This window comes from Limnothrix sp. CMB-01 (assembly GCF_055193175.1).
In genome coordinates this window covers 3,698,143-3,720,273 of sequence record NZ_CM143720.1, presented here as the reverse complement: position 1 = coordinate 3,720,273, position 22,131 = coordinate 3,698,143, and the positions used below count along the sequence as shown (strand labels likewise).

Below are 22,131 nucleotides of genomic sequence, written 5' to 3'. Positions count from 1 at the left end.
ACAGTAATAACAGCAGCGATCGCGTTTTCGGCCAGCAAAGTGAGAGCAGATCAGAGATCCTAGGAGGCGATCGATGACCCTAGCACTGGATAGACCAACCACACCACCACTGGCATCTCGCTGGCAGCGCCGTGATGCCACTTGGGCAGATTATCTAGCAGTTCGCGATTCCAATTCAAATTGGCAAAAAATTGCATTTCATCACGATTGGTTGTGGGTCAATATGGGATTTGAAGGGCCGAATCATGCGGCGTTTAGCGATTTGATCACGATGATCTTTGGATTCTGGGCATTTCTCCATCCAGAAGTCACCCTGCAATCCTACGGTCGCTGCCTACTGGAATCGCCAGAAACCCACGCCTGTTCGCCCGATTTGGTGCTCTATCGAGGGGATAATATTCCCCAGTGGCAACCGGGCCAACCGCGTCGAATTAATCTGCAACGCGATCGCCGACCCGACCTGGTGGGCGAAATTGCGGACACCACCCTCAGCCTAGATTTGGATGAACAAAAACAGCTCTATGCGAGTTTAGGGATTTCTGAATATTGGGTGGTTGATGTTAAGGGGTCGCGGATTTTTGCCTTTGGTTTGGATGAATCGGGTCACTATCGATTGTTGGAACAATCACAGGTGTTAGCCGGTTTGCCGATCGCCCTCCTAGAACAAACCCTGGAGCGACTGGCCACGGAAACCAACACGGCCGCTGCGGCTTGGTTCATGCAACAACTGCAAACGCCCCCTAGCAGTCCAGATACTACCCAAACGACAACCGAGAATACTGAACCGCAATCCTCTGTCGAAAATCCATCCGAGCAAAGCCCAATTTAACCGCCAACTGCTATTACATGGAATGTTGATCTTGCCTGCTTGGCGTTGAAACTGCTTGATCGATTTGGAAAGCCCGTAAACCCTAAGAAATGATTTTTTAATCTGTTGGCGGTGATTGAAGCCATGATTCAAAAAATCCACGAGGGTACGATCGATCAGTTTCAGTGTGATCCAAAAACAGCTCGTCTGGCTTCAGTTCATATATCATCCTAGAGAGTCCAGATCATGAACCCCGAAAAGCCACCTGCCTTGATCAGAGCATCTGAAATTGATGCAATGGATGCAGTCAAATTCCAACACCCCCTGAATCCCAATTCAGAAATTGATTTGCGGTTTTTGGGTCGGGTAGCTGGCCTCAAACAGATTGGCATCACGATCGCTCGAGTGCCGCCTGGCAAAGAGTCATTTATTTATCATGCCCACCAAACCGAAGAAGAGTGGGTTTATATTTTGTCGGGTCGGGGCGTTGCGGAAATTGGTGAGGCGGAATACGAAGTGGGGCCCGGAGACTTCATGGGGTTTGGCATTCCGCAACAGCCACACCACTTGCGTAACCCGTTTGATGAAGAGTTGGTTTATCTGATGGGTGGCGAAAACAAACCCTTGGATATGGCTGTTTTTCCGAGGGTGGGCAAGCGGGTCATTGGCGATCAAACCTCGGCTTATCTGTTAGATGAATCGGCTTTGGAATTGTTCTGGAGTAGCGATCGCGCTAACGCAGAGTAGAAGAACTGTTGATCGTCTATAGAAAGTGCCCATAAGAAAGCGGAGACCTTGAGAAGTTACAGAGGCGCTCGCCTAGGCAACTGCTCAAGATCTCCTCAATTCACGTTCGGTTATTCGTTACCCGTTCTAGCTGGGTTCGGCGTAGGCCTCCATGGGCAAGCAGGCGCAAACCAGGTTGCGATCGCCCCAGGCGTTGTCGATGCGGGACACCGGCGGCCAGTATTTCACCTCGCGTGTCCAGGGAGCGGGGTAGGCTCCCTGCTCGCGGCTGTAGGGGCGATCCCAGTTGGCTTTCAGCAGCACATCGGCGGTGTGAGGTGCGTGCTTCAGGGCGTTGTTGTCGCGGGGCATGGAGCCCGATTCGATCGCCCGGATTTCTTCCCGAATTGCGATCAGGGCATCACAGAAGCGATCGATCTCGGCTTTCGATTCGCTTTCGGTGGGTTCGACCATGATTGTGCCCAACACGGGCCAGGACACGGTGGGGGCGTGGAAGCCGTAGTCCATCAGCCGTTTGGCGATGTCGTCCACTTCGATCGCCGCCGATTGTTTCACGCCGCGTAGGTCGAGGATGCATTCGTGGGCCACGAAACCGGCCTCGCCGCGATAGAGCACGGGGAAGTGGCGATCGAGGCGGTGGGCGATGTAGTTGGCGTTCAGGATTGCCAGCTCTGTGGCCCGTTTCAGGCCATCCGCGCCCATCATCCGAATGTACATCCAGGAAATGGGCAGAATGCTGGCGCTGCCGAAGGGGGCCGCCGAGACCAAGCCGATCGAACCGTCACCCGTGGGGGCCTGGGCGATCGCCTGCCAATCGGTGGGGGGCAGGAAGGGAGCCAGGTGCTCTGCCACGCCGATCGGCCCCATGCCAGGGCCGCCGCCGCCGTGGGGAATACAGAAGGTTTTGTGCAAATTCAGGTGGCACACATCGGCTCCGAAATCGCCGGGACGACAGAGCCCCACCTGGGCGTTCAGGTTCGCGCCGTCCATGTAGACCTGGCCGCCCCGATCGTGGACGATCGCGCAGATCTCCCGAATCGCCGTCTCAAATACGCCGTGGGTGGAGGGATAGGTGATCATCAACGCGCCCAGGCGATCGGCGTGCTGGTCGGCCTTGGCCCGTAGGTCGTCGAGGTCGATGTTGCCGTTGGCATCGCAGGCCACGGGCACTACTTGCAGCCCCACCATCACGGCGCTGGCGGGGTTCGTGCCGTGGGCGGACTGGGGAATCAGGCAAACGGTGCGATCGCCCTGGCCCCGGGCCGCGTGGTAGTGGCGAATGGTCAGCAATCCGGCGTATTCCCCTTGGGAACCGGCGTTCGGTTGCAGGGACACGGCCGCAAAGCCGGTAATTTCCGCCAAATCTCGCTCCAGCTCCTCAAACAGAATTTGGTAGCCGGCCGCCTGCGATCGGGGCGCGTGGGGGTGCAGGTTGCCAAACTCCGGCCAGGTGACGGGAATCATTTCCGCCGTGGCGTTCAGCTTCATGGTGCAAGACCCGAGCGGAATCATCGATTGATTCAGGGCCAGATCCTTGGCTTCCAACCGGTGCAAGTAGCGCAGCAGCTCCGTTTCGCTGTGGTAGCGGTTAAAGACCGGATGGGTCAGGTAGTCGCTGGTGCGCGATCGGCTCAGGGCGGGCGGTTCGATCGGTTGCCACCCGTCGCCACCAAAGATCTTGATCAGTTGCTCCAGATCCTGCTCCGTGGTCGTTTCGTCCAGGCTGAGGGCGATCGACCCGTCGGGCAGGTAGCGCAAATTCACCTGGCGCACTTCGGCGGCGATTTGCACTTCGGCGGCCGATCGATGGGGCGATCGCGCCGTGGGTTTCAGGGCGATCGTGTCGAACAGTTGGCCGGTTTCCGCCACCTCGTAACCCAAATTTTGTAGCGACTGGGCCAGACTGACGGTTTGGTGGCGCACCCGCTGGGCGATCGCCCGCAAACCCGCCGGGCCGTGGTAGGTGGCATACATGGCCGCCATCACCGCCAACAGCACCTGGGCCGTGCAAATGTTGCTGGTGGCCTTGTCGCGGCGGATATGTTGCTCGCGGGTTTGCAGCGACAGGCGCAGGGCCGGCTTGCCCTGGGCATCCTTAGAAACGCCGACGATCCGGCCGGGCATTTGCCGCTTGAACCGATCGCGCGTCGCAAAAAAGGCCGCATGGGGGCCGCCATAGCCCAGAGGCACACCGAACCGCTGGGAACTACCGATCGCAATGTCTGCGCCCCAGTCTCCCGGCGGTTCCAGCAGGGTCAAGGCCAACAGATCCGTGGCCACTGTCACCAAGGCATCGGCGGCGTGGGCCTGCTCCACCAGTTGGCGATAGTCCTCGATCGCCCCCAAAGTCGTTGGGTATTGAACGATCGCCCCGAAAATGCCGCGCGCCGTCCAGTCCTCCGCCGTCAGCGATCGCCAGTCCGTGACGATCACCTCAATCCCCAGCGGTTGGGCCCGGGTTTGCAACAAGGCGATCGTTTGGGGATGGCAACCGCGATCGGCCACAAAGGCCCGCGCCGTTTTCGATTTGGTCGCGCCGTAGCTGAGGGCCATGGCTTCCGCCGCCGCCGTCGCCTCATCCAGCAAGGACGCATTGGCGATTTCCAACCCGGTCAAATCACAAACCAGGGTTTGGAAATTCAGCAGCGCCTCCAGCCGACCCTGGGCAATTTCCGCCTGATAGGGCGTGTAGGCCGTGTACCAGCCGGGATTTTCCAACACATTCCGCTGAATCACGCCGGGCACGATGCAGCCGTAGTAGCCTGTGCCAATGAACGATCGCCAAATTTGGTTTTGGCTGGCAATTTCCCGCAGTCGGGCCAGGGCCGCCGTTTCCGTCATGGCCGGGGGCAACTGGAGCGATCGATTCAGTCGAATATCTGCCGGAATTGTCTTGGCGATTAATTGGTCGATCGATTCCAGCCCCATGGCCTCCAGCATGGCCGCCGTTTCGATCGCATCTGGCCCAATATGCCGCGCTGCAAACTGATGGGGATCCGCGATCGGGAATGTTGCCCCAGGGGCGATCGATTGCGAAACAAATCCGCTAGCCACGTTTTTAACCTCCTACTGCAAGAGCCAGGCACAAACCCAACCACCCAACATGCCAAACCATCCATCAAACACCGAATGGCCACCAGCAGCAATATTCGCCGGCCGTTTCTATTCTGATGCCTTTTGCCCAAAGCTCCAGGGTCGCCGGATTCCATCCTGAAGGGGCGATCGAGTCTGCGGGCTTGGCTGGCAAAAAGCCGAGTCTAAGCAAGCAACAGCGCTTGGGAATTTAAAAACTCCTTAAATCTAAACAAAATGAGTCAATTCCAGCAAATTTAAACTTCAAAACTTCCAAAGAACTTTCAAATTAGCCTAAATTTCTTGGGTCACAATCGAAGTCAGATGGTATCCTGGCATACCAATTGTTGTGTGAAGCGTCGTTTGCTGAGCATCTGTCTGGGATGTTCTGCCGTGGACTCGCAGCGCGATCGCGCCTTCCCTAGTTTTTTCCAACTGACGGTCTACAACTATTCATCTAGGAAAGTGGATGGCGGCTATGACGATGGTTCAACATCAACAGCGATCGAGTGGTGCGGCCAAAGGGGCAGGAATCCGCAAAGGTGCTTGGATTCGCCTCAAGTTTTTGTTAATTATTCCGTTTTGCCTGGAAGTGGGCTTGGCTGTTGGTCTCAGTGCCTATTGGTCGATCCAAAATAGCCGCCAGGCCGTTGGTCGAATGGTGGATCATCTGGAAAACCACACGGTCGAAACGGTCGAATCTAAGTTGTTACAGGAGTTGCGGCAACCTCAGCAAATTAATGCCATCAACGCCCAGCTTCTGGCTCGGGATGTGATCTCCTCCGAAGATTTGGGAGCCATCCAACAGCAACTCTGGCAAAGTATGCGGATTTATCCCGGCATGACCTACATTAACTTTGCCAATCCTCGAGGGTTGTTTGTCGGGATTGAACGGCTGAGCAATGGCGATTTGGTCTCAGAGGTGATTGATCCCCAACAGCATTCGGGCAAGGTTAAACGATCGCTGTTGGACAGCAATGGGCAGGTTAAAAAGCAACTAGATTTGTATGATTATGAGCCGCGAACGGACGACTGGTATTTAGCAGGTGTTCGGGCCAAAAGCCCCACCTGGAGTTCCATTTATACCTGGGAGACCGGTGAACCCACCAAGCGGCTGGCGGTGTCTGCCAGCTACCCCGTTTATAGCGAAAAGAATCGATCGCTCAAGGGCGTGATTGGCATTGATTTTCTGTTTGATGCCTTGCAACAACAACTCCAAGCCCTCCACATTACCCCTAACGCCAGGGTCTATTTGTTGGAGCGAGACGGTAAGGTAATTGCTGCTTCTACGGGTAATAGCTTCTCGCAAGAAAGCGGTTCCATTCAGCGCCTGTCGATGGATAACACCAACGATCAGGTCTTGAAATCTTTGGGGGGTCTGGTGCGGGCCAAAGATGGGCAGCTTTTGCAAAATGTGGAGCTGGAAACCCCCTTACAAGATCAGCCTTATTTTGTGCGATCGGCCAGTTGGAATGGTTTAGAGGGCTTAGATTGGCAAATCCTGTTGGCCATCCCCCGATCGGACTTGACCCGGGAAGTGGATCGCAGCACTGAACAAACCATCTGGATTTGTGCCTTGGCCGTGGCGGGATCGGTGGTGTTGGGAGTGGTCACCACCCGGACGATTAGCCGGCCAGTGCAACAGTTGGCCGAAGCGGCGGAACGGTTTGCGATCGATCAAAAACAAACCCTACCGCCCCGATCGCCGATTGTAGAACTCAGTGCGCTCTCCCATTCCTTTGATTCCATGGGTCGGCAATTAAAAGCCTCCTTTGAAAAACTGGAACAGGCAAACGAGCACCTGGAACAAGCCAATTTGGCCTTGGAGCAGCGCGTGGAAGAGCGCACCCGTGAATTGTCGGCCGCCCTCACGGATTTGAAGGACACGGAAGCCCAACTCATTCAGACGGAAAAGATGTCCAGCTTGGGCCAAATGTTGGCCGGAATTGCCCACGAGATTAATAATCCCACCTCGTTTGTCTATGGCAATTTGGACTATGTTCAGGAATATATGAATGGGTTGCTAACGCTACTGGAAATGTATCAAGCAACCTATCCCCATCCCCCTGAAGAAATTAGAGATTACCAGGATGATTTAAACCTCGATTTCCTGGTGGATGATTTGCCAAAGGTGGTGCGATCGATGCGCGAAGGCACAGAGCGAATTCGCAATATTGTGCATGATTTGCGCAATTTTTCGCGCATGGATGGCCAGGAAATGCGCCGGGTGGATTTGCACGAAGCCCTCACCAGCACCCTGATGATTTTGGGGCATCGATTAAAGGGCAATGGCTCGTCGCCCACCATTCATGTGGTGACGCAATACGACGAGGCTTGGCCCGTGGACTGTTACCCCGGTTTGATGAGCCAGGTGTTTGTGAACTTGCTAGTGAATGCGGTGGATGCGCTGGAAGAGGCGGCGTTGCGGGGCCAATGTCCACACCCAGAAATTGTGATTTCCACGGAGGCGCGAGTGAGCGATGGTTTGTTTGTGGTGCGGATTCGGGACAATGGCCCCGGGATTCCGGAATCGGTGCAGCAACGGATGTTCGATCCCTTCTTCACCACCAAGCCGGTGGGCCGCGGCACGGGGCTGGGCCTAGCGATCGGGTATCAAATCGTGGTGGAAAAACACGGCGGTCAACTGATTTGCACCACGGATCCAGCCTGGGGCACGGAGTTCACGGTGGCGATTCCCGGTCAACGTGCCGCCCCCGGTTCGATCGCCCCAGCCACCCAAGCATTGGTCACCGTCGCCGCCTAAAATTAGGGCCTGTCATCGGATTTTGAACCCAAGGGATCGCGCCTACTCCGCCTCGGAGATGGTCGCCAGTTGCCCCGAATCGAAATTCAGCCCCAGGATGACAGCCCCTAAGGAACCCGCGCCACAATCGCTTGCACCACTTGCTCGATCGTCATGCCATCGGTGACCAACTCCCAAGCGTCAATTGCCTTAACCATGGGGGCCACCGCACGGTTGCTGTCTTGGTAATCGCGCTCGGTGATGGCGGCTTCCAGGCTGTCTAGATCGGGTAGGTCGGTTTGGCCCCGATCGCGCCAATCCTGGAGTCGTCGCTTGGCCCGCTCTCGGGGGGTGGCGGTCAAAAAGATTTTCACCTCCGCCTCGGGAAAAACATGGGTGCCAATGTCGCGCCCTTCGGCCACCAGGCCACCACAGTGCCCGATCGCCCGTTGTTGGGCCACCAAGGCCCGCCGCACCTCCGGATGGGCCGCCACCACGGATACTTGGGCCGTAACGGTCGGAGTCCGAATCAAACTGGTCACCTCTTGGCCATTGATCCAAACGCGCTGCTCACCACCGGGGGTCACCGGTTCGCCAAAGCGGATGGTGCAATCGGCGGATAGCTCGGCCATGGCCAGGCGATCGGCGGGATCCAGACCCCGATCGAGGGCCAACCAAGCCACCGATCGATACATGGCTCCCGTATCTAAATAAAGCAACCCCAATTGTTGGGCCACCCGTCGGGTTACGGTGGACTTGCCCGCGCCCGCTGGCCCATCGATCGCCACAATCGGCCGGCGCGTTTGCAGAATCACATTGTCAATTAGGCGTGCCGATCCCACCTGGGCCGCCACCGCCAACAGGCCCGCCTGCTCCAGGGTTTGGAGAGGCGTGAGGGAGTCGGGATCCACCAGCTCGGCATAGTCCAGGCTCAGGCCCGGCGCTTGGCTCAGGGTCGATCGCACCGGTTCCAGCAGGGCCGCCGCCGATCGCTCGCCGGCCTGGAACTGGGCGATCGCCCCTTGCAGGCTTTGAAAAATGGCCAAGGCCTGCTGTCGTTCCGAAGCGCTCAGGTATTGGTTACGGGAGCTGAGGGCCAAACCGTCGCTCTCCCGGACGATCGGGCAGGTAATTAGCTCCACCGGAAAGTTCAAATCCGCCAACAACCGCCGCAAAATCGCCACCTGCTGGGCATCCTTCTGGCCAAAAAAGGCCAAATCAGGCTGCACCACATTCAACAGCTTGGTCACGATCGTGGTTACCCCTTGGAAATGCCCCGGTCGCGATCGCCCACAGAGCACGTTGGCCAAACCGTCCGGCGGCACCACTTGGGTCAGTTCCGTGCGATCGGCCACGCCCAATGCCGCAGGCGTGGGGACAAAGACCAAATCCACGCCCGCCGCTTCGCAAAGGGCCAAATCCGCCGCCAAATTTCGAGGATAGCGCTCCAGATCTTCTTGGGGGCTAAATTGCAGTGGATTGACAAAGATGCTGACCACCACCCGGCCACATTGCGATCGGGCCCGAGTCATCAGGCTGCGATGGCCCTCGTGCAGGGCCCCCATGGTGGGAACCAAGCCGATCGTGATGCCAGCAGCGCTCGATCGAAACAATTCCATTGCGCAGCGCAAGGCCGCCACAGTTTTCACCACTTGCATACATCACCTGCCGCTTAACCGTTGCTCAGCGCTTTGCCCAACGACAGTTTAGTTAAGCATGTTCGTTAAGCGTGAGTTAAGAAATTTCGGTTGCGATCGGCTGGTCTGTGCTGGCTGGGTTTGGACTGAGCAAAATCCAAGCTGCTGAGCAACATCAAAGCTTGGGCTTACCTGCCTTGAGCCGCAACTGCTCCGTTTCCTGCAAAATCTGCAACGAATCCGCCCGATCGCGCGATCGCTTGATGTAGCTCAACTTCAGCTCTTCCAACAAATCAAAAATCAGCTCTTGCAACTCCTGCTGAGTTTTGGGTTCTGCCAATCCCTGACGAAACGCAGCCGAAGCATCCTCGACTAATTTTTCAAGCAACTTTTCCGCCTCAGGATCAGCAACCGCAAAGGTTTTGTAGGCCTTTTGGGGCACATTAGTGGCAATGGCCGATAGATTGGCCGCAATTTGCCCCGCCAATTGATTTGAAAAATTGCTGAATCCCGGCAAAGCTCGCAGGGCTTGATAGGTTGGCGTGCGAGCCAAAACCGACTCCATTTGATAGGCTAAAAGTTTGGCTAAATCTTCTTGAATTTCCGGCAAAACGCGATAGAGACTCAGTTGCAAAACGCGATCAAAAATCGCCTGAATCTCGTTCACATCATTCACTTCCACATAGGGATTATTCGCCACATCCAAAATTTGCTGGGACAGGCTGCCGGATTTCACCGAACTCTGGAGGCCATAGATAAATTCCAGCACCACCACTTCCGTCAATTCTGAAGCAATGCCCGCCAAAATTCCTCGGCTGATCAGGGCCCGAATGGGTTCCAGATTGGGAAATTGCGCCTTGTTGCTACGAATCACCACGGGAATAATACGCAACCAACGGAAGAAGGGACTAATAAACAACAAATCCCACCAATGGCTGAAGGCGGCGGCTTGCCAACTGAGGGCAGAATAGCGGCGACGAATCCACAAAGTCCGCACCACAAATTCCACCGCAAACAGAATGACAAAGGGCGTATCTAAAATTCCAAAATAGTCGGCGGGTCGCCCGTCTTCTCCAATGCTGCGAAAATAGTTACTTTGCAGTTGGAACCGAATTTCCCGATCAAAAAATCGGAGTTCCCGGGTCCAAGTGCGCGAACGAAGATAGTCAACACTCCAAAAGGTATCAAAGGCGCGTTTGGAGGACTCCACGCCCAGTCGATCGCGCATTCGGTTTTTAATAATTTCCAGGCTACCGGTGCGATCGGACAGGGTAAAAGGATTTTGGTTAATCATTTCCTGGCTGCGATCGCGCAAGTCAGCCAGCAGGGGCGACACCTGAGGCGAGTCAACTCCCCCGCGCTCCAGCACCGTCACCAATTGATCAACCACTTTCAGGTAAGCCTGGGTTTGACGTTCCGGCTCAATCCCAACGATCGGGTCATAAAACAGCCGCACTTCTCCCGGCGGCCCCACCACCTGGCCCAGCAGCGGAACTTCCGTGCCCCAATCTCGCACCAGCAGGGCCGCGCGCAAATACCACGATCGCAGCGGCACATAGGTCATGTGGAACGCCACCAACATCAAGTTCAGCCAAGCCACAAGGATCAGCAGCCGCTCAGTCCACAGCACCAAATGCCAGCGCCTCACAAACTTGACAGCTTTGGCGCGACGGTTCGATCGGGAGGTGGAAGATGGATTGGCAGTCATGCGATCAGCGGCCAGCTCAGAGCTGTGTCTCGTAATTTGCGCGTCATTGGCAAGTCGTCGGCACTGCGCTCGCACAGCACCTATCCCTAACCTGCCTGTTGGTGAACGTTGCGGCTGATTCACCCGGGGCGACCCCGATCGCCGGGATGGCCTGGGGCTGATTCCAAAATGCGGGAACAGCCGATCGCCCTGGGGTCGGGTTGCTCATTGCATCGGGCCCGTCCATATTGCCATTGGGCCCGGCTTGGCGGTGAACTTGACTTGAATTTTGCAAGGTTTTGCAACGCGATCGGCCCGGCCGCCGCGTGAATTAGGCGCAACGGGCCCTCGTTGCGCGGCTAATCAAAGGTTAAAGTCAAAAATTTTCTGCCCCACTCAAGCCATCTGACTCAGCCAGTTGACGATCGCCGAGTTGACAACTTCGGGACGCTCATCATGGGGACAATGGCCCGTCTTGGGAATTGACACAAACGTCACCCGATCGCCCGCCGTTTTCGCCAAATCTTGATAGATTTTGGCTCCCTGAATCGGTGTCCAAGGATCCGTTTCTCCCCACAACACCAACAGGGGCCCGGCAATTTGCGGCAGCAGCGTTTCGGGTTTGGGGCCCGGTGGTGCAGCCAAAATCGAGGCAAAGGTTTCGTATGCGCCCTCATCCCCGGAAGGTTCATGCAGCAAATCCACCAGTTCCGGCGTAACGGCCTCTGGGTTGCCATAAACCTGCTTGAGCGTGCCGCGAATCCGGTGTTTTTGGCGAATTTGATTGAACATAAACCGCCCAATGCCTGGAGTATTCACCACTTGGGCAAACGTACCCATCACCAACCGCAACACCGGATTTAACTCCTCGGGGCGGTGATTTAGCCCCCCGGCACAGTTCAGCAACACCGTTCCTCGGGTACGTTCCGGAGCCGCCGCCGACAACATCAGGGCCAACAGTGCCCCGATCGAGTTACCCACCCACAGGGCTGGCTCTTGGATAAATTCAGCCCAAAAATCCAAAACCAAATCTTGCCAAAGCTCCATGCTGTAATCGATCGGGGGCTTTTGGGAACCGCCGAACCCTAACAGATCGATCGCATAGACCCGGTAGCCGGCCGCGGCCAGCACGGGGATATTTTTGCGCCAATGGCCGATCGAAGCCCCAAACCCATGCAACAGCACGATCGGCTGGCCGCTGCCCTGGGCTAACCATTGCACTCGGTAGCCACGCCACAGCCAGGTTTGAAAGGCCTCCTGGGCCAGGGAGTCAGTTGGGGAAACCAGCGCAGTCATAGGGCTTCGGATTTTCTAAAGTGCTTTACAAATGGGTGAAAAGGCCGGGCAACCGCGACCCAAACCGGCATCGCTCAGACAGGCTTCAGGTCAGCTTTCGATGCCCCGGCTATGGATTCAGCGGGCGATCGGCTCGGCCATCTTGCCCCGTTGTCGCGTCACGGTCTGGGGTTGCGGCCTGATTGGCTTCGTTAAATTCGATTGTAAAGAACTGTAACCGATCGTGCTGGATTTAAAACGCAAAAATCCAGAAAAGATCCTGAAATTCGCTCATCAATTCTCAAAAAACTAGGCCGGCTTGAGGCCAATCAATAGCGCCATTTCCAACCATTTCCAATAGCAATCGACCTGCTGAAAACCAATATCTCGAAACCATTGAAGCTGCGTTTCAACATCTAGCAATTGGTTTGACGGATCATCTTCTTCCGGTCGATAGCCAATGGCTCTCAAAAACTGCTCATGAAGCTGGGGCGTTGGCGAAGCCACATGTTCCAGGTTAGCAAAAATGCCCCCCGGCTCCAATCGTTGAAACACCTCTTGATAGAGCGATCGCTTGCGATCATGGCTGAGGTGATGAATCGCAAAACTCGACACGATCGCATCAAATCGCCCCAACTCTGGCAAGGCTGTATCGAGATTGTGGGCCACCACCGTCACCTTGTCATCGGCCCCAAAGCGATCGCGCACCGCCGCCAACATCGTTTCCGAAAAATCCAGCGCCACGCCTGCCGCCGCCGGGCGATCGACCTTAAGCAATGCTAGTAATCGCCCATTGCCCGTGCCCAAATCCAAAATTCTACGCACGGTTCGCGGCACTTGTTCCAGCAGGGCCGCTTCCCCTTCAGTGCGACGCGGAATTCGATCGGCCCGGGCCAAATAACTCAGGGCGTGGTCTGTGGATTGCCAACGATTTACAGAAATTTCAGTCATCGAATTGATGTAACTTTACGCGCTCAACTCATGCACCAAGTGTATACACCAAACCCATGAACCAAACCCATACACCAGATTCATGCACCAGATTCATGCGCTGGATTACTATGCCAAAGCCTTTTCCAGAACTGGTTTCACAGTGTCCTCGGTTTCCAATTTTTGTCGAACTGGCAACTCAATTTGAATGGTAGTCCCTTGACCCGGCGCTGAAATCACTTGAATTTGTCCTTCATGTTGCTGCACCACCTGATAGGCAATCGCCAAGCCCAAGCCCGTTCCCTGCCCGATCGGCTTAGTGGTGAAAAACGGGTCGAACAACTTACTTTGAATCGCTTCTTCGATTCCTGGGCCATTATCGGCAATGCTCAGTTGCACCCATTGAGAATCAATCACTCGAGTGCTGAGCGTAATTTCAGGATGGAGGATTGATTCATCACTCAAAACATCGATCGCATTGTCTAACACATTCATGAAAACCTGATTGAGCTGTGCTGGATAGCATTCAACTTCTGGCAGGTCGCCATAGCGCTTGGTGATTTTAATATCATCTTCCAAGCGACAATGCTGTAGGCGATAGTTCAACATCAAAAGGGTATTTTCTAGACCCTCATGCAAATCAACGGTTTTGAGATCTGCTTCATCCAACCGTGAAAAATTGCGCAGCGACACCACGAGTTCTCGAATTCGTTCTGCACCCGATTTCATGGAAATGAGTAGTTTAGGCAGATCTTCGATCACGAATTCCAGTTCTTCAATTTTTTCTTCCATATCAACATCAGCTACTTCCTGGGGATATTTTTCCTGATAATATTTCACCAAATAAATCAGATCCGAAACATACTGATCGACATAGCCTAAATTGCCGTAGATAAAGCTAATGGGATTGTTGATTTCATGGGCCAAACCGCCCACCAACTCTCCTAGGCTAGACATCTTTTCCGTTTGCACCAATTGCAGTTGGGCCGCTTGCAAGTCTCGCGTATAGTTTTCCACCCATTCAATCAATTGATTCACGGATTGGGCCAAGGTTCCCACTTCGTCAACGGTCGTGACATCGGCCCGCAATCGGGTGTTGGCATCGTGGGTCACCTGTTGGGCAAGGCTGGCCAGATCTTCGATCGGTTGGGCGATCGTGCGGCTGGTGTAATTACCGAGCAACACCGACACCAACAACGCCAGGAAAATACTCCCGATCGCCATCATCAGCCGAAAGTTTTCGGCCTCGCGCCGTTCCTGAACCGCAGTCAATAGTTCTTGATTGGCATCAATGTTTAAGGACTCCAAAACATTGGTGAAAGCAATGAAGTTATTAAATTCTTGACTGCGGAGCAGTTTGCCAATTTCCGCATCAACCTTGTACTGATTTTTGACGCTACCGGTCAGCGGTTGAATAACTTCAATAGATCGCTGAACAAATCTTGAAAACTCTGCCACCACCGTTGCATATTGCTTAAAGGCAGTTCTATTTTGGGTGAATAGGGGCCGATCATCGATGGCCATTCCCTCTGTTAATTCGCTGACAGTTTCAATTCGTTTGATCAAAGCTTGACCGGCTTTGCGAAAGGTGACCGGATCATGGGTAAAGGGACTCAAGGATTTGGCGGGCAAGTTGGACAAAATATTAATTTGTAAATCCAACAATCGCTTTTGATCTTCGCGATATTCCGCTAATTTTTGGTCGGCGGCCGCTTGGTAATGATTACCAATCAGAATTCCAATTGAGGCCCCAATGATTGGAATACCCAACGCAACCAGATAACCACTGGCAATTTTGGAGCGAATAGCGGTTGGTTTGAAGTTAATCACGGCTGTTTTCCACTGCTGAAGCTGAAATTGAAGCTGCTTGGCCACAGAAAGGAAAGATAAGCTAGAAGAGGCCATGGGGTTTTAGTAGAAATTTGCGTACTGATGAAAGCTGAATTGCGCCCTGGTGTTCCTAATAAACTGCGGATCTTTCAGAATAAAGGAAAGTGACAGATTAAAGATCTGATTAAACATCGGCTGAAGCGGCTGATTTTGCCTAGTCCTAAGTACAAATACATATTTGTTTTTGTTATTAATTTTTTCTTAATTATCTGATGCTCCCGATCATACCGCAGTTATTAGGCCCCTGTAACGGGCTATGGATCAAGTTGGGTTGCAGACACGATTTCATCGCCATCAGTGGTGGCAATGAAAATCAGGGGAACTTCATGAAAACTATACAAAATGCAGCGATCGCGCTGTTTTTGGGCGGTGGCACAAGGGGGAGTTTTAGCGATCGATCCGTCGAAATTGCTTGTCGTGATGTTGATTCAGAATTCGATCGCTCGCCAAACGCCATAACCGATCGAGGTAACAGGCGGGAATGGAAAGATACAGAACATCGTGGGCCCCCAAAACGGTTCGCAGCAGTTCCCAGCCGTGGATGGTGGCGTGGTCGGGGCGCTCCAGGTATAGCGGCACAAAGTCGAGGTGAATGGCCGCAGTTTCCACATCCAGACCGCAAAGGGGATGGAGCGGAGTAATCAGGGTTCCGAGGGCCACCCATAGCCGATCGCCCGTGACCCCGCTGCCCAAGATCCGCCCTCCCAAGGCGGCCGCCGCAAAGGCCGGCGCAGCAAGCTCCACGGGACTGAGCACCGTTTCAAATTCAAAAACCTGCTGCATCATCATGGCTGATTGGGGATCCTGATTGCGCAACACAATTGCCAGCCGTGGGGCGATGGTGCGGGCATTTAGCCCAATCTCCAGGTTAGCCAATTCATCTTGAGTTGTGGTTAGGAGCGCTTCAGCACGCTCAACCCCAACGGCAACTAAGGTTTCTGGCAGGGTGGCATCCCCAATCACCACGGGGATTTGCAGCGATCGGGCGGTGGCCAAAAATCGATTATGGGGATCTTGTTCAATCACCACCACTTCGCAACCTTGGGCCCGCAGTTCCCGGGCGGTTTTGAGGCCCAAACCTCCCAACCCGGCCACAATGAAGTGGCCGCGTTTGGGCAGCCGCACCACCTCCAAAACCTGCTGAAACCGAGTTCCCAAGATGTAATCGTTCAGCAGGGCGTAGCAAATCCCGACAATGCCAGCGCCCACCAACATCAACAGAGCGGTGTAGATTTTGAGGGCATCGGGGGCCCGATCGAGCATATCTTCCTTGCCGCCGGCCCCGGTAATTGTGCCCACGGCAAAATAGAACGCTTCAATCAGCGATAGATGGGTGTTGGCAGCCACGTCATAGAGAATGGTGGACACCACAATCGCCAGCAACAACACCACAAAGGCGATCGCTGCCGGGCGGCCTTGGTGACCCAAGCGCCCCAAACCATCAAGAAAACTTTGTAGCCGTTGGCGACGTTTCAGTTGGGACGGTCGGCGCGTGGGGCGCGTGGCCACAATCAGCCGATCGCCCACTTGCAGTTCCCGGGCCAGGCTGAGGGCGGCCACCAAGTTGGGGCGATCGGCAAAGCGCACATCGCCTCGTGGCTCATCGGGATAACCCTGGAGATCCCGGGGAAAATCGCGTGCGGCCTCGCGATGGCCCTCGCGATGGCCCTCTCGGTGTGGGTCTTCTGCTTCGTAACGATGGCTCACTCGATCGACTGGCGTAACTGGCAAATAGTCGATCAGCATCCGATCCCGATCGTCCCACAGTTCCGAAAGCCGTCGCCCCAACCAGGGATGGCCAAAATCGATCGCCTCTTCCCGCATCGGCCAAAGGCGATCAAACAGTCGCACTTGCCCGATCGCCCGACTGCCCAAGGCCGCAAACACAAACGCCGGAGCCGCCAAGGCCGACACGCTCAAACTATTGTGATCCGCCAAGGTGGAATCCAGGCGATCGCCCAACTGAGCGTTATAGAGGCGATGCACCACCCGCAAATTTGGGTTTAACAACCGCGCCTGCATCAAGATCGCTAAATTTTGCGAGTCCCGATCGCCCACCAACACCAGGGTTTGGGCCGTAGCAACCCCCGCCGACAGCAACACCGCCGCCGAAGTGGGATCCCCCACCACCACCTGCGCATTGTTCACTCCCGGCAAAGGGCGATCGCTAATGCCCGTGACCGCCGCCCCCTGCTGGTGCAACAAATTAAAAACCTTGTAACCCGTGCGCCCCAAGCCACAAATGATAATTCGCGGTTTCATGGCCCCCGGACAGACAGCGGCGATCGCTTCACACGCTGGGTTTCCAACCATCGAGTATGGTGCAGCCGTTGCCGCCGTTGCTGTGTGCCAGACTACCTGTTGCGGCCTGCGGGACTGGTTGGAAGCGATTGAGTCATCGTTTCTGTACAAAATCGATCCAAAAAGACCGACCCCAGCGGGGCTACACCAAAGTCAACCCTGTAGGGGCGTACGGCCGTACGCCCCTACCCGGATTTTTTCGGTATTAAGTTGAAGCCAATGATCAACGCCCACACCGTCGGATCTCAACAGGACAACCACGCAAGTTTTGGAACAAACACCATCAGCCAAAGTCATTTCACAAAGTCATTTCAGCCAAGGTTTTGGGTCTCCTCGATCGCAATCGCTTCAGACCAGCCATAAAAAGCCAGGGCACAGTTGCCATAGGTCTTGACCCGATCGCACCGGAGCTGGCCCACCTGAAGCGGCGGCTGCCACTGTCGAGGATTAAACTCAACGGCACATTCACCCGCCTCCGCCAACAATTGCGCCTCAGCCACAACCTGCAAAACCGATTCATACAGATCACCGGCATAGGGCGGATCGAAATAGATGCGATCGAACCGTTGGCCCCGCAACCGAGCCAAGACCCGTGGCGCATCTCCCCGCACAATTTCAAACCGTTGGGGCGATCGGGCAATGCGTTGCCAATTGTCTCGAATCACTCCGCAGGCTTGGGGCAACTGTTCCACCCCCACCACCAAAGCCGCCCCCCGCGCCAGGGCCTCCGCGCCCATGGATCCGGATCCGGCGCAAATGTCCAGCCAACGACAACCCCCGATCGCTCCTTGCCAAATTTGAAACAACGCCTCCCGCACCCGCGAAACAGTCGGCCGAGTTGTTTGGCCAGGTAGCGTTTTCAGCGATCGGTTACCGTAAATCCGAATGGCCATAGAACAGGTTAACGACAGCGAATTCTGAAGGAACATCTGAGCAGTCACTGAGGGGACTTGCAAAGCTGGCAAATTGCCAAGAATTGTTTGAAATTCTCAATTTCCAGGAAGTTCCTGCGCAAAATTAGCACACAAAGCATTGAGAAATTCATCGAAATTCATCGATTTATCACGGAGCGATCCCAGCTCTCAGGAAACTTCCCTATGCTGAAGGTAAGCCATTTCATTCCCTCTTAATTGATGGAGCCGGAGGTTAGGTTATGCAATTCTGGACTTCGCTCTCATCCTCAATGCAATACGTCTTGGAAGGCTTTGGTGAAATTTTCGCGCCCGACCACGACGACTATCCCGCAGTTGGCGTGCAGCCTTTTGAAGATGAACCCTATCTCGGCTCCAATTGGACTGAATAGCCCAGAGAGCTGATCCCCAAGGGTTAAGTTAAGTGTTTGATCACCTGCCTAGCGCTCGTTGGTTTTTCTCCTCGTCGTGACTGAATATTTAGGGGTATTGGGACTCCTCTAGGAATGAGGTTCTTAATGGGTTCAGTGGCAATTCTCCGCCATTAATTGGCTAATTCATGTGGCTGATTCATGGGCGATCGACTGCTGAACCCGGTTGATGAATATCAAACTAAGCGATCGAGAAGCGTCCAGTTTCTCGATTTCTTTTTTGTCGCTTTTTATCTTTTTGTGCTTATTTGTGTTTATTTGCACCTATTTACGGCTATTTATGCTTGTTTTTAGCTGATTTTTGCCCATGCCCTTAGGTCTCTTGGCGGGCCCCCAGTCAACCATCGCCCTAACCCCCGGCCCGTTGCCCCATGCCCGAAGCTTGATGGCCCGAAAACTCAGCCTGTGGATCTCAAGGTTGGTGAACGGGGGGTATCAGATCGTTAAACTCTGTTGCATTCTCGTTATAGAAGCTTGGGGCACGCCCAGCCACAGGAAACCCCCGTGATAGGATGACATCCAATCTTTGGGCGGCCAGAGCGGTTTTTGCGGTTTATTGCCCCCTTTCGCCTCTGCCTATCTGTGGGCAGCTCGGTGAATGATCCAATTAATAATCGATGGGTGATCCAACGGTTATTGAACAGAGACGGGTTAATCCGTTCAGTGGACGGGAAAAACCCAACGGCGGCAGTAACCCACGTTAATCGCGTGGCTTTGGAGTCCAGAACAAAATCGCAAGCCTTCTCAAAGCTCCTCGCCTTGATTGAATTTTGAGTTCTGAATTAGACCCCTCTGTGAGCCATTGGCCAATGCGGTTGGATCTAAGGCGCGATCGAAATTTCATCAGGACGAGGGTGATGTCGAAGCCTCAGCCACACGCGTAATTAGGAGAAGCTGTTCGTGTTACGGGTTGCTGTTGTTGGCGGCGGGCCGGCCGGTTCCTCAGCCGCAGAAACGCTCGCTAAAGCTGGAATTGAGACCTATCTGTTCGAGCGCAAGCTGGACAACGCCAAGCCCTGCGGCGGCGCAATTCCCCTATGCATGGTTGGTGAGTTTGAACTTCCTCCGGAGATCATCGATCGCCGCGTGCGGAAGATGAAGATGATCTCACCGTCCAATATTGAGGTGAACATCGGTTCAACCCTCAAGCCTGATGAATATATCGGTATGTGCCGCCGGGAAGTCCTGGACGGGTTCATGCGCGATCGGGCGGTGAAGCTGGGGGCGAACCTGATTAACGGCACGGTACACAAGCTGGAAATTCCCAGCAGTGACAAGGCTCCCTACACCCTGCACTATGCTGACCACTCCGATGGTTCGGTGGCGGGCGTGGCCAAGACCCTGCAAGTGGATTTGGTGATTGGGGCTGATGGGGCTAACTCCCGGATTGCCAAGGCGATCGACGCGGGGGACTACAACTACGCGATCGCCTTCCAAGAGCGAATCCGTCTGCCCGAAGACAAGATGGATTACTACCAGGACTTGGCGGAAATGTACGTCGGTGACGATGTTTCCCCCGACTTTTACGCCTGGGTGTTCCCCAAATATGACCACGTGGCAGTGGGCACGGGCACAATGCGCGTGAACCAAGCCCGGATCAAGGAACTGCAAGCGGGCATTCGGGCCCGGGCAGCCAAGCGCCTCGAAGGTGGGCAAATCATCAAGGTTGAAGCACACCCGATTCCGGAACATCCCCGCCCTCGTCGGGTGGTGGGTCGTGTGGCCCTGGTGGGTGATGCGGCCGGTACGGTCACCAAGTCTTCTGGCGAAGGGATTTACTTCGCGGCCAAGTCGGCTCGGATGTGTGCAGAAACCATTGTGGAATTTTCCAACAAGGGCCAGCGCGTTCCCAATGAAGCAGATCTGAAGCAGTATCTGAAGCGTTGGGATAGGCAGTATGGTGCAACCTATTTGGTGCTGGATCTGCTGCAACGGGTGTTTTACCGTTCCGATGCGACGCGCGAAGCCTTTGTGGAAATGTGCGAAGACATCGATGTGCAAAAGCTGACCTTTGACAGCTATTTGTACAAGACGGTTGTGCCTGCCAATCCGCTGACTCAACTGAAGATTACGGCGAAGACGATCGGGAGTTTGCTGCGGGGTAGTGCCCTAGCTCCCTAGTCCAGCTTCCTGAGACGAAGCCGGATTGGACTGAAGATTCATCAGCGCTCGGCCTTTGGGCTGGGCGCTTTTTAATGAGCAAATATTTTGAATGAGCAAATGAATGGACAAATAATTGTGATCATGAGGAAGTAGTCATAATCAAAGGCCGTAGTGGGCATTGCCTACCTCATCATTGCTCCATGGCATCTACGATATGTCGCACCAAGTGTTTTGGGTAAAGGCTGTAATTCATGATCAAAAAAGTGTGGAGACCTGCTTAAAACAGGCCTCCACTGCATTGCTGTTGTGAATACAGCGATTGAATTAAGTTTGGAATTGCGATCGCAAGGATGCACGAATGCCAAACACAGGTTCAAATTGAATGGGACGATCGAGCGGGTCGATCGGGGCCAAATCAACCTACAGATCGAACTGATTGCCGCGACGATATTGCTGATAGGCTGCGAAAAACAGGCCACTCAGCGTCACCAAAATCAGACCCAAGACAATACCGAGCAAGCGAGGTTCGATCACGGCGGATTCTCCTTCCCTAAATCGTCTAAAATATTAAGTCATTTTTAAAGCACTTAGTCAGATTCCAGCAGTGAAGACTGCGGATCTGGTGCGGTGGCTGTTCCCGATCGGGCAACGCGCCCTCCGATTTTACCGGCTTCTCAGCCCGAAAACTGATTCTGTCCTGAGTGGGCGAGTAGGGGGGGAACTTCGGCGGCCCGGGGGCAACCTTTGAGCTATGTTATTAAATGAAAACTTTCATGTCGGTTCCTCAGCAACGCGATCGCCTTGGAAACGCCAGTTAATCAGTCCCCAGTCCAACCTTGGGCGCGTCGTACCCTTGCGATCGCGATACTCCTTGTCCTGTCCGTTTTGCTGATGGTCTGGCCCCTGCGCCAGTGGTTTCAGCCCATGGATCCCTACGCGGAAAGTGTCTTAGCTTTGCAGGGCGATCGCGATCGGGGAGCAGCAATTTTTTCCATGAACTGCGCCGTTTGTCATGGGGCTGATGGCGCGGGTCATGTGGGCCCCAGCTTGCTTGATGTGGCCAGCCGAAAATCAGAAGTCGCCCTGATTGAACAGGTGATTAGCGGCAAAACGCCCCCCATGCCGCAATTTCAGCCCGCTCCCCAGGACATGGCCGACCTACTGCGCTACCTAGAAACCCTCTAGCAGTCATTGTTTGGCGTTTGGTTTAGCTAGTGGCTTAGTTGGTGGCTTAGTTGGTGGCTTAACTTTCGGTTTAACTTTTGGGCGAACGATGGCCGCTTTCATGAACTAACGTACCAAAACAAGGGAAATCGATTGTTTGGTGGTTCATCCGGCTTAAGATCAGTCTAGGGCTTGGAGGAGGTTTAACCGTGGAAGTACTGCATATTTCACAACCGGCCGTTGCCCAAATGACTGAGCAAGATGTGGCCGAGTTGGCGCTCCGGCTGGAGCGGGATGATTATGCCACGCCCTTTGAGGGGTTGCGAGACTGGCACTTGCTGCGGGCGATCGCCTTTCAGCGGCCAGAGCTAGTTGAGCCTTACATCTACTTACTGGATTTGGAGGCCTACGACGAGTCTTGAGCTTTGCCGA

The 22,131-nt window shown here is 54.6% G+C and carries 17 protein-coding genes; 7 read left to right on the top strand and 10 right to left on the bottom strand.

The genetic code is table 11. The features are described from left to right. The first annotated feature begins 73 nt into the window (after positions 1-73). Entirely contained in the window at positions 74-829 is a 756-nt protein-coding gene (locus ACZA91_RS15300; RefSeq protein WP_463183196.1) for a Uma2 family endonuclease, read from the top strand. Positions 830-1,105: 276 nt separating this feature from the next. Then, complete coding sequence (locus tag ACZA91_RS15295; protein ID WP_463183194.1) at positions 1,106-1,555, top strand: cupin domain-containing protein; 450 nt, start codon at positions 1,106-1,108, stop codon at positions 1,553-1,555. A 126-nt stretch (positions 1,556-1,681) separates the two neighbouring features. Here the strand turns inward: ACZA91_RS15295 and gcvP are convergent, their stop codons facing one another. Further along, positions 1,682-4,582: an aminomethyl-transferring glycine dehydrogenase gene (gene gcvP / locus ACZA91_RS15290; protein WP_463186454.1), complete on the bottom strand. Its 2,901-nt coding sequence runs from the start codon at positions 4,580-4,582 to the stop codon at positions 1,682-1,684. A 523-nt stretch (positions 4,583-5,105) separates the two neighbouring features. Here gcvP and ACZA91_RS15285 point away from each other — a divergent pair. After that, positions 5,106-7,391, top strand: coding sequence for an ATP-binding protein (locus ACZA91_RS15285; RefSeq protein WP_463183192.1), 2,286 nt, complete (start codon positions 5,106-5,108; stop codon positions 7,389-7,391). A gap of 107 nt (positions 7,392-7,498) precedes the next feature. Here the strand turns inward: ACZA91_RS15285 and ACZA91_RS15280 are convergent, their stop codons facing one another. From ACZA91_RS15280 to rsmD, 8 genes are all read right to left on the bottom strand, one after another. Beyond that, on the bottom strand, positions 7,499-9,028 hold the full coding sequence (locus tag ACZA91_RS15280) for a bifunctional pantoate--beta-alanine ligase/(d)CMP kinase (RefSeq protein ID WP_463183190.1): 1,530 nt from the start codon (positions 9,026-9,028) through the stop codon (positions 7,499-7,501). Between the two features lie 154 nt (positions 9,029-9,182). Beyond that, positions 9,183-10,715 (bottom strand): hypothetical protein, encoded by a 1,533-nt coding sequence (locus tag ACZA91_RS15275; protein WP_463183187.1) that lies wholly within the window; start codon positions 10,713-10,715, stop codon positions 9,183-9,185. 119 nt (positions 10,716-10,834) lie between these two features. After that, the gene (locus ACZA91_RS15270; RefSeq protein WP_190531030.1) at positions 10,835-11,035 is read right to left on the bottom strand and encodes a hypothetical protein; all 201 of its coding nucleotides are present in this window, start codon (positions 11,033-11,035) and stop codon (positions 10,835-10,837) included. A 55-nt stretch (positions 11,036-11,090) separates the two neighbouring features. Next, complete coding sequence (locus tag ACZA91_RS15265) at positions 11,091-11,990, bottom strand: alpha/beta fold hydrolase (RefSeq protein WP_099531556.1); 900 nt, start codon at positions 11,988-11,990, stop codon at positions 11,091-11,093. Between the two features lie 288 nt (positions 11,991-12,278). After that, entirely contained in the window at positions 12,279-12,920 is a 642-nt protein-coding gene (locus ACZA91_RS15260; RefSeq protein ID WP_463183183.1) for a class I SAM-dependent methyltransferase, read from the bottom strand. A gap of 108 nt (positions 12,921-13,028) precedes the next feature. Next, the gene (locus ACZA91_RS15255; protein WP_463183181.1) at positions 13,029-14,804 is read right to left on the bottom strand and encodes a sensor histidine kinase; all 1,776 of its coding nucleotides are present in this window, start codon (positions 14,802-14,804) and stop codon (positions 13,029-13,031) included. A gap of 372 nt (positions 14,805-15,176) precedes the next feature. Then, entirely contained in the window at positions 15,177-17,051 is a 1,875-nt protein-coding gene (locus ACZA91_RS15250; RefSeq protein WP_463183178.1) for a potassium channel family protein, read from the bottom strand. Between the two features lie 350 nt (positions 17,052-17,401). Beyond that, positions 17,402-17,983, bottom strand: coding sequence for a 16S rRNA (guanine(966)-N(2))-methyltransferase RsmD (rsmD, locus tag ACZA91_RS15245; protein ID WP_463183176.1), 582 nt, complete (start codon positions 17,981-17,983; stop codon positions 17,402-17,404). Positions 17,984-18,243: 260 nt separating this feature from the next. On the opposite strand from rsmD, the gene ACZA91_RS15240 reads away from it, so the two are divergent. After that, on the top strand, positions 18,244-18,393 hold the full coding sequence (locus ACZA91_RS15240; RefSeq protein ID WP_099531561.1) for an isochorismate synthase: 150 nt from the start codon (positions 18,244-18,246) through the stop codon (positions 18,391-18,393). Positions 18,394-19,332: 939 nt separating this feature from the next. Continuing rightward, positions 19,333-20,553, top strand: a complete 1,221-nt coding sequence (gene chlP / locus ACZA91_RS15235; RefSeq protein ID WP_099531562.1) for a geranylgeranyl reductase — start codon at positions 19,333-19,335, stop codon at positions 20,551-20,553. Positions 20,554-20,955: 402 nt separating this feature from the next. Here chlP and petG read toward each other — a convergent pair whose 3' ends face one another. Beyond that, positions 20,956-21,069 carry a cytochrome b6-f complex subunit V gene (petG, locus tag ACZA91_RS15230; RefSeq protein ID WP_099531563.1) on the bottom strand — a complete coding sequence of 38 codons (114 nt, stop codon included), beginning with the start codon at positions 21,067-21,069 and terminating at the stop codon, positions 20,956-20,958. Positions 21,070-21,426: 357 nt separating this feature from the next. Here petG and ACZA91_RS15225 point away from each other — a divergent pair, with 357 nt between their 5' ends. Both ACZA91_RS15225 and isiD read left to right on the top strand, forming a co-directional pair. After that, positions 21,427-21,720, top strand: coding sequence for a c-type cytochrome (locus tag ACZA91_RS15225; RefSeq protein ID WP_463183174.1), 294 nt, complete (start codon positions 21,427-21,429; stop codon positions 21,718-21,720). A 188-nt stretch (positions 21,721-21,908) separates the two neighbouring features. Continuing rightward, positions 21,909-22,121, top strand: a complete 213-nt coding sequence (gene isiD, locus ACZA91_RS15220; RefSeq protein ID WP_304441447.1) for a protein IsiD — start codon at positions 21,909-21,911, stop codon at positions 22,119-22,121. The last annotated feature ends 10 nt before the right edge of the window (positions 22,122-22,131 follow it).

Bases quoted from the DNA above. Each gene is read 5' to 3' on its own strand.
- ACZA91_RS15300 (WP_463183196.1), top strand. From the start codon at position 74: ATGACCCTAGCACTGGATAGACCAACCACACCACCACTGGCATCTCGC.
- ACZA91_RS15295 (WP_463183194.1), top strand. From the start codon at position 1,106: ATGGATGCAGTCAAATTCCAACACCCCCTGAATCCCAATTCAGAAATT.
- ACZA91_RS15285 (WP_463183192.1), top strand. From the start codon at position 5,106: ATGACGATGGTTCAACATCAACAGCGATCGAGTGGTGCGGCCAAAGGG.
- ACZA91_RS15280 (WP_463183190.1), bottom strand. From the start codon at position 9,028: ATGCAAGTGGTGAAAACTGTGGCGGCCTTGCGCTGCGCAATGGAATTG.
- ACZA91_RS15275 (WP_463183187.1), bottom strand. From the start codon at position 10,715: ATGACTGCCAATCCATCTTCCACCTCCCGATCGAACCGTCGCGCCAAA.
- ACZA91_RS15265 (WP_099531556.1), bottom strand. From the start codon at position 11,990: ATGACTGCGCTGGTTTCCCCAACTGACTCCCTGGCCCAGGAGGCCTTT.
- ACZA91_RS15260 (WP_463183183.1), bottom strand. From the start codon at position 12,920: ATGACTGAAATTTCTGTAAATCGTTGGCAATCCACAGACCACGCCCTG.
- ACZA91_RS15255 (WP_463183181.1), bottom strand. From the start codon at position 14,804: ATGGCCTCTTCTAGCTTATCTTTCCTTTCTGTGGCCAAGCAGCTTCAA.
- ACZA91_RS15250 (WP_463183178.1), bottom strand. From the start codon at position 17,051: ATGAAACCGCGAATTATCATTTGTGGCTTGGGGCGCACGGGTTACAAG.
- rsmD (WP_463183176.1), bottom strand. From the start codon at position 17,983: ATGGCCATTCGGATTTACGGTAACCGATCGCTGAAAACGCTACCTGGC.
- ACZA91_RS15240 (WP_099531561.1), top strand. From the start codon at position 18,244: ATGCAATTCTGGACTTCGCTCTCATCCTCAATGCAATACGTCTTGGAA.
- ACZA91_RS15225 (WP_463183174.1), top strand. From the start codon at position 21,427: ATGGTCTGGCCCCTGCGCCAGTGGTTTCAGCCCATGGATCCCTACGCG.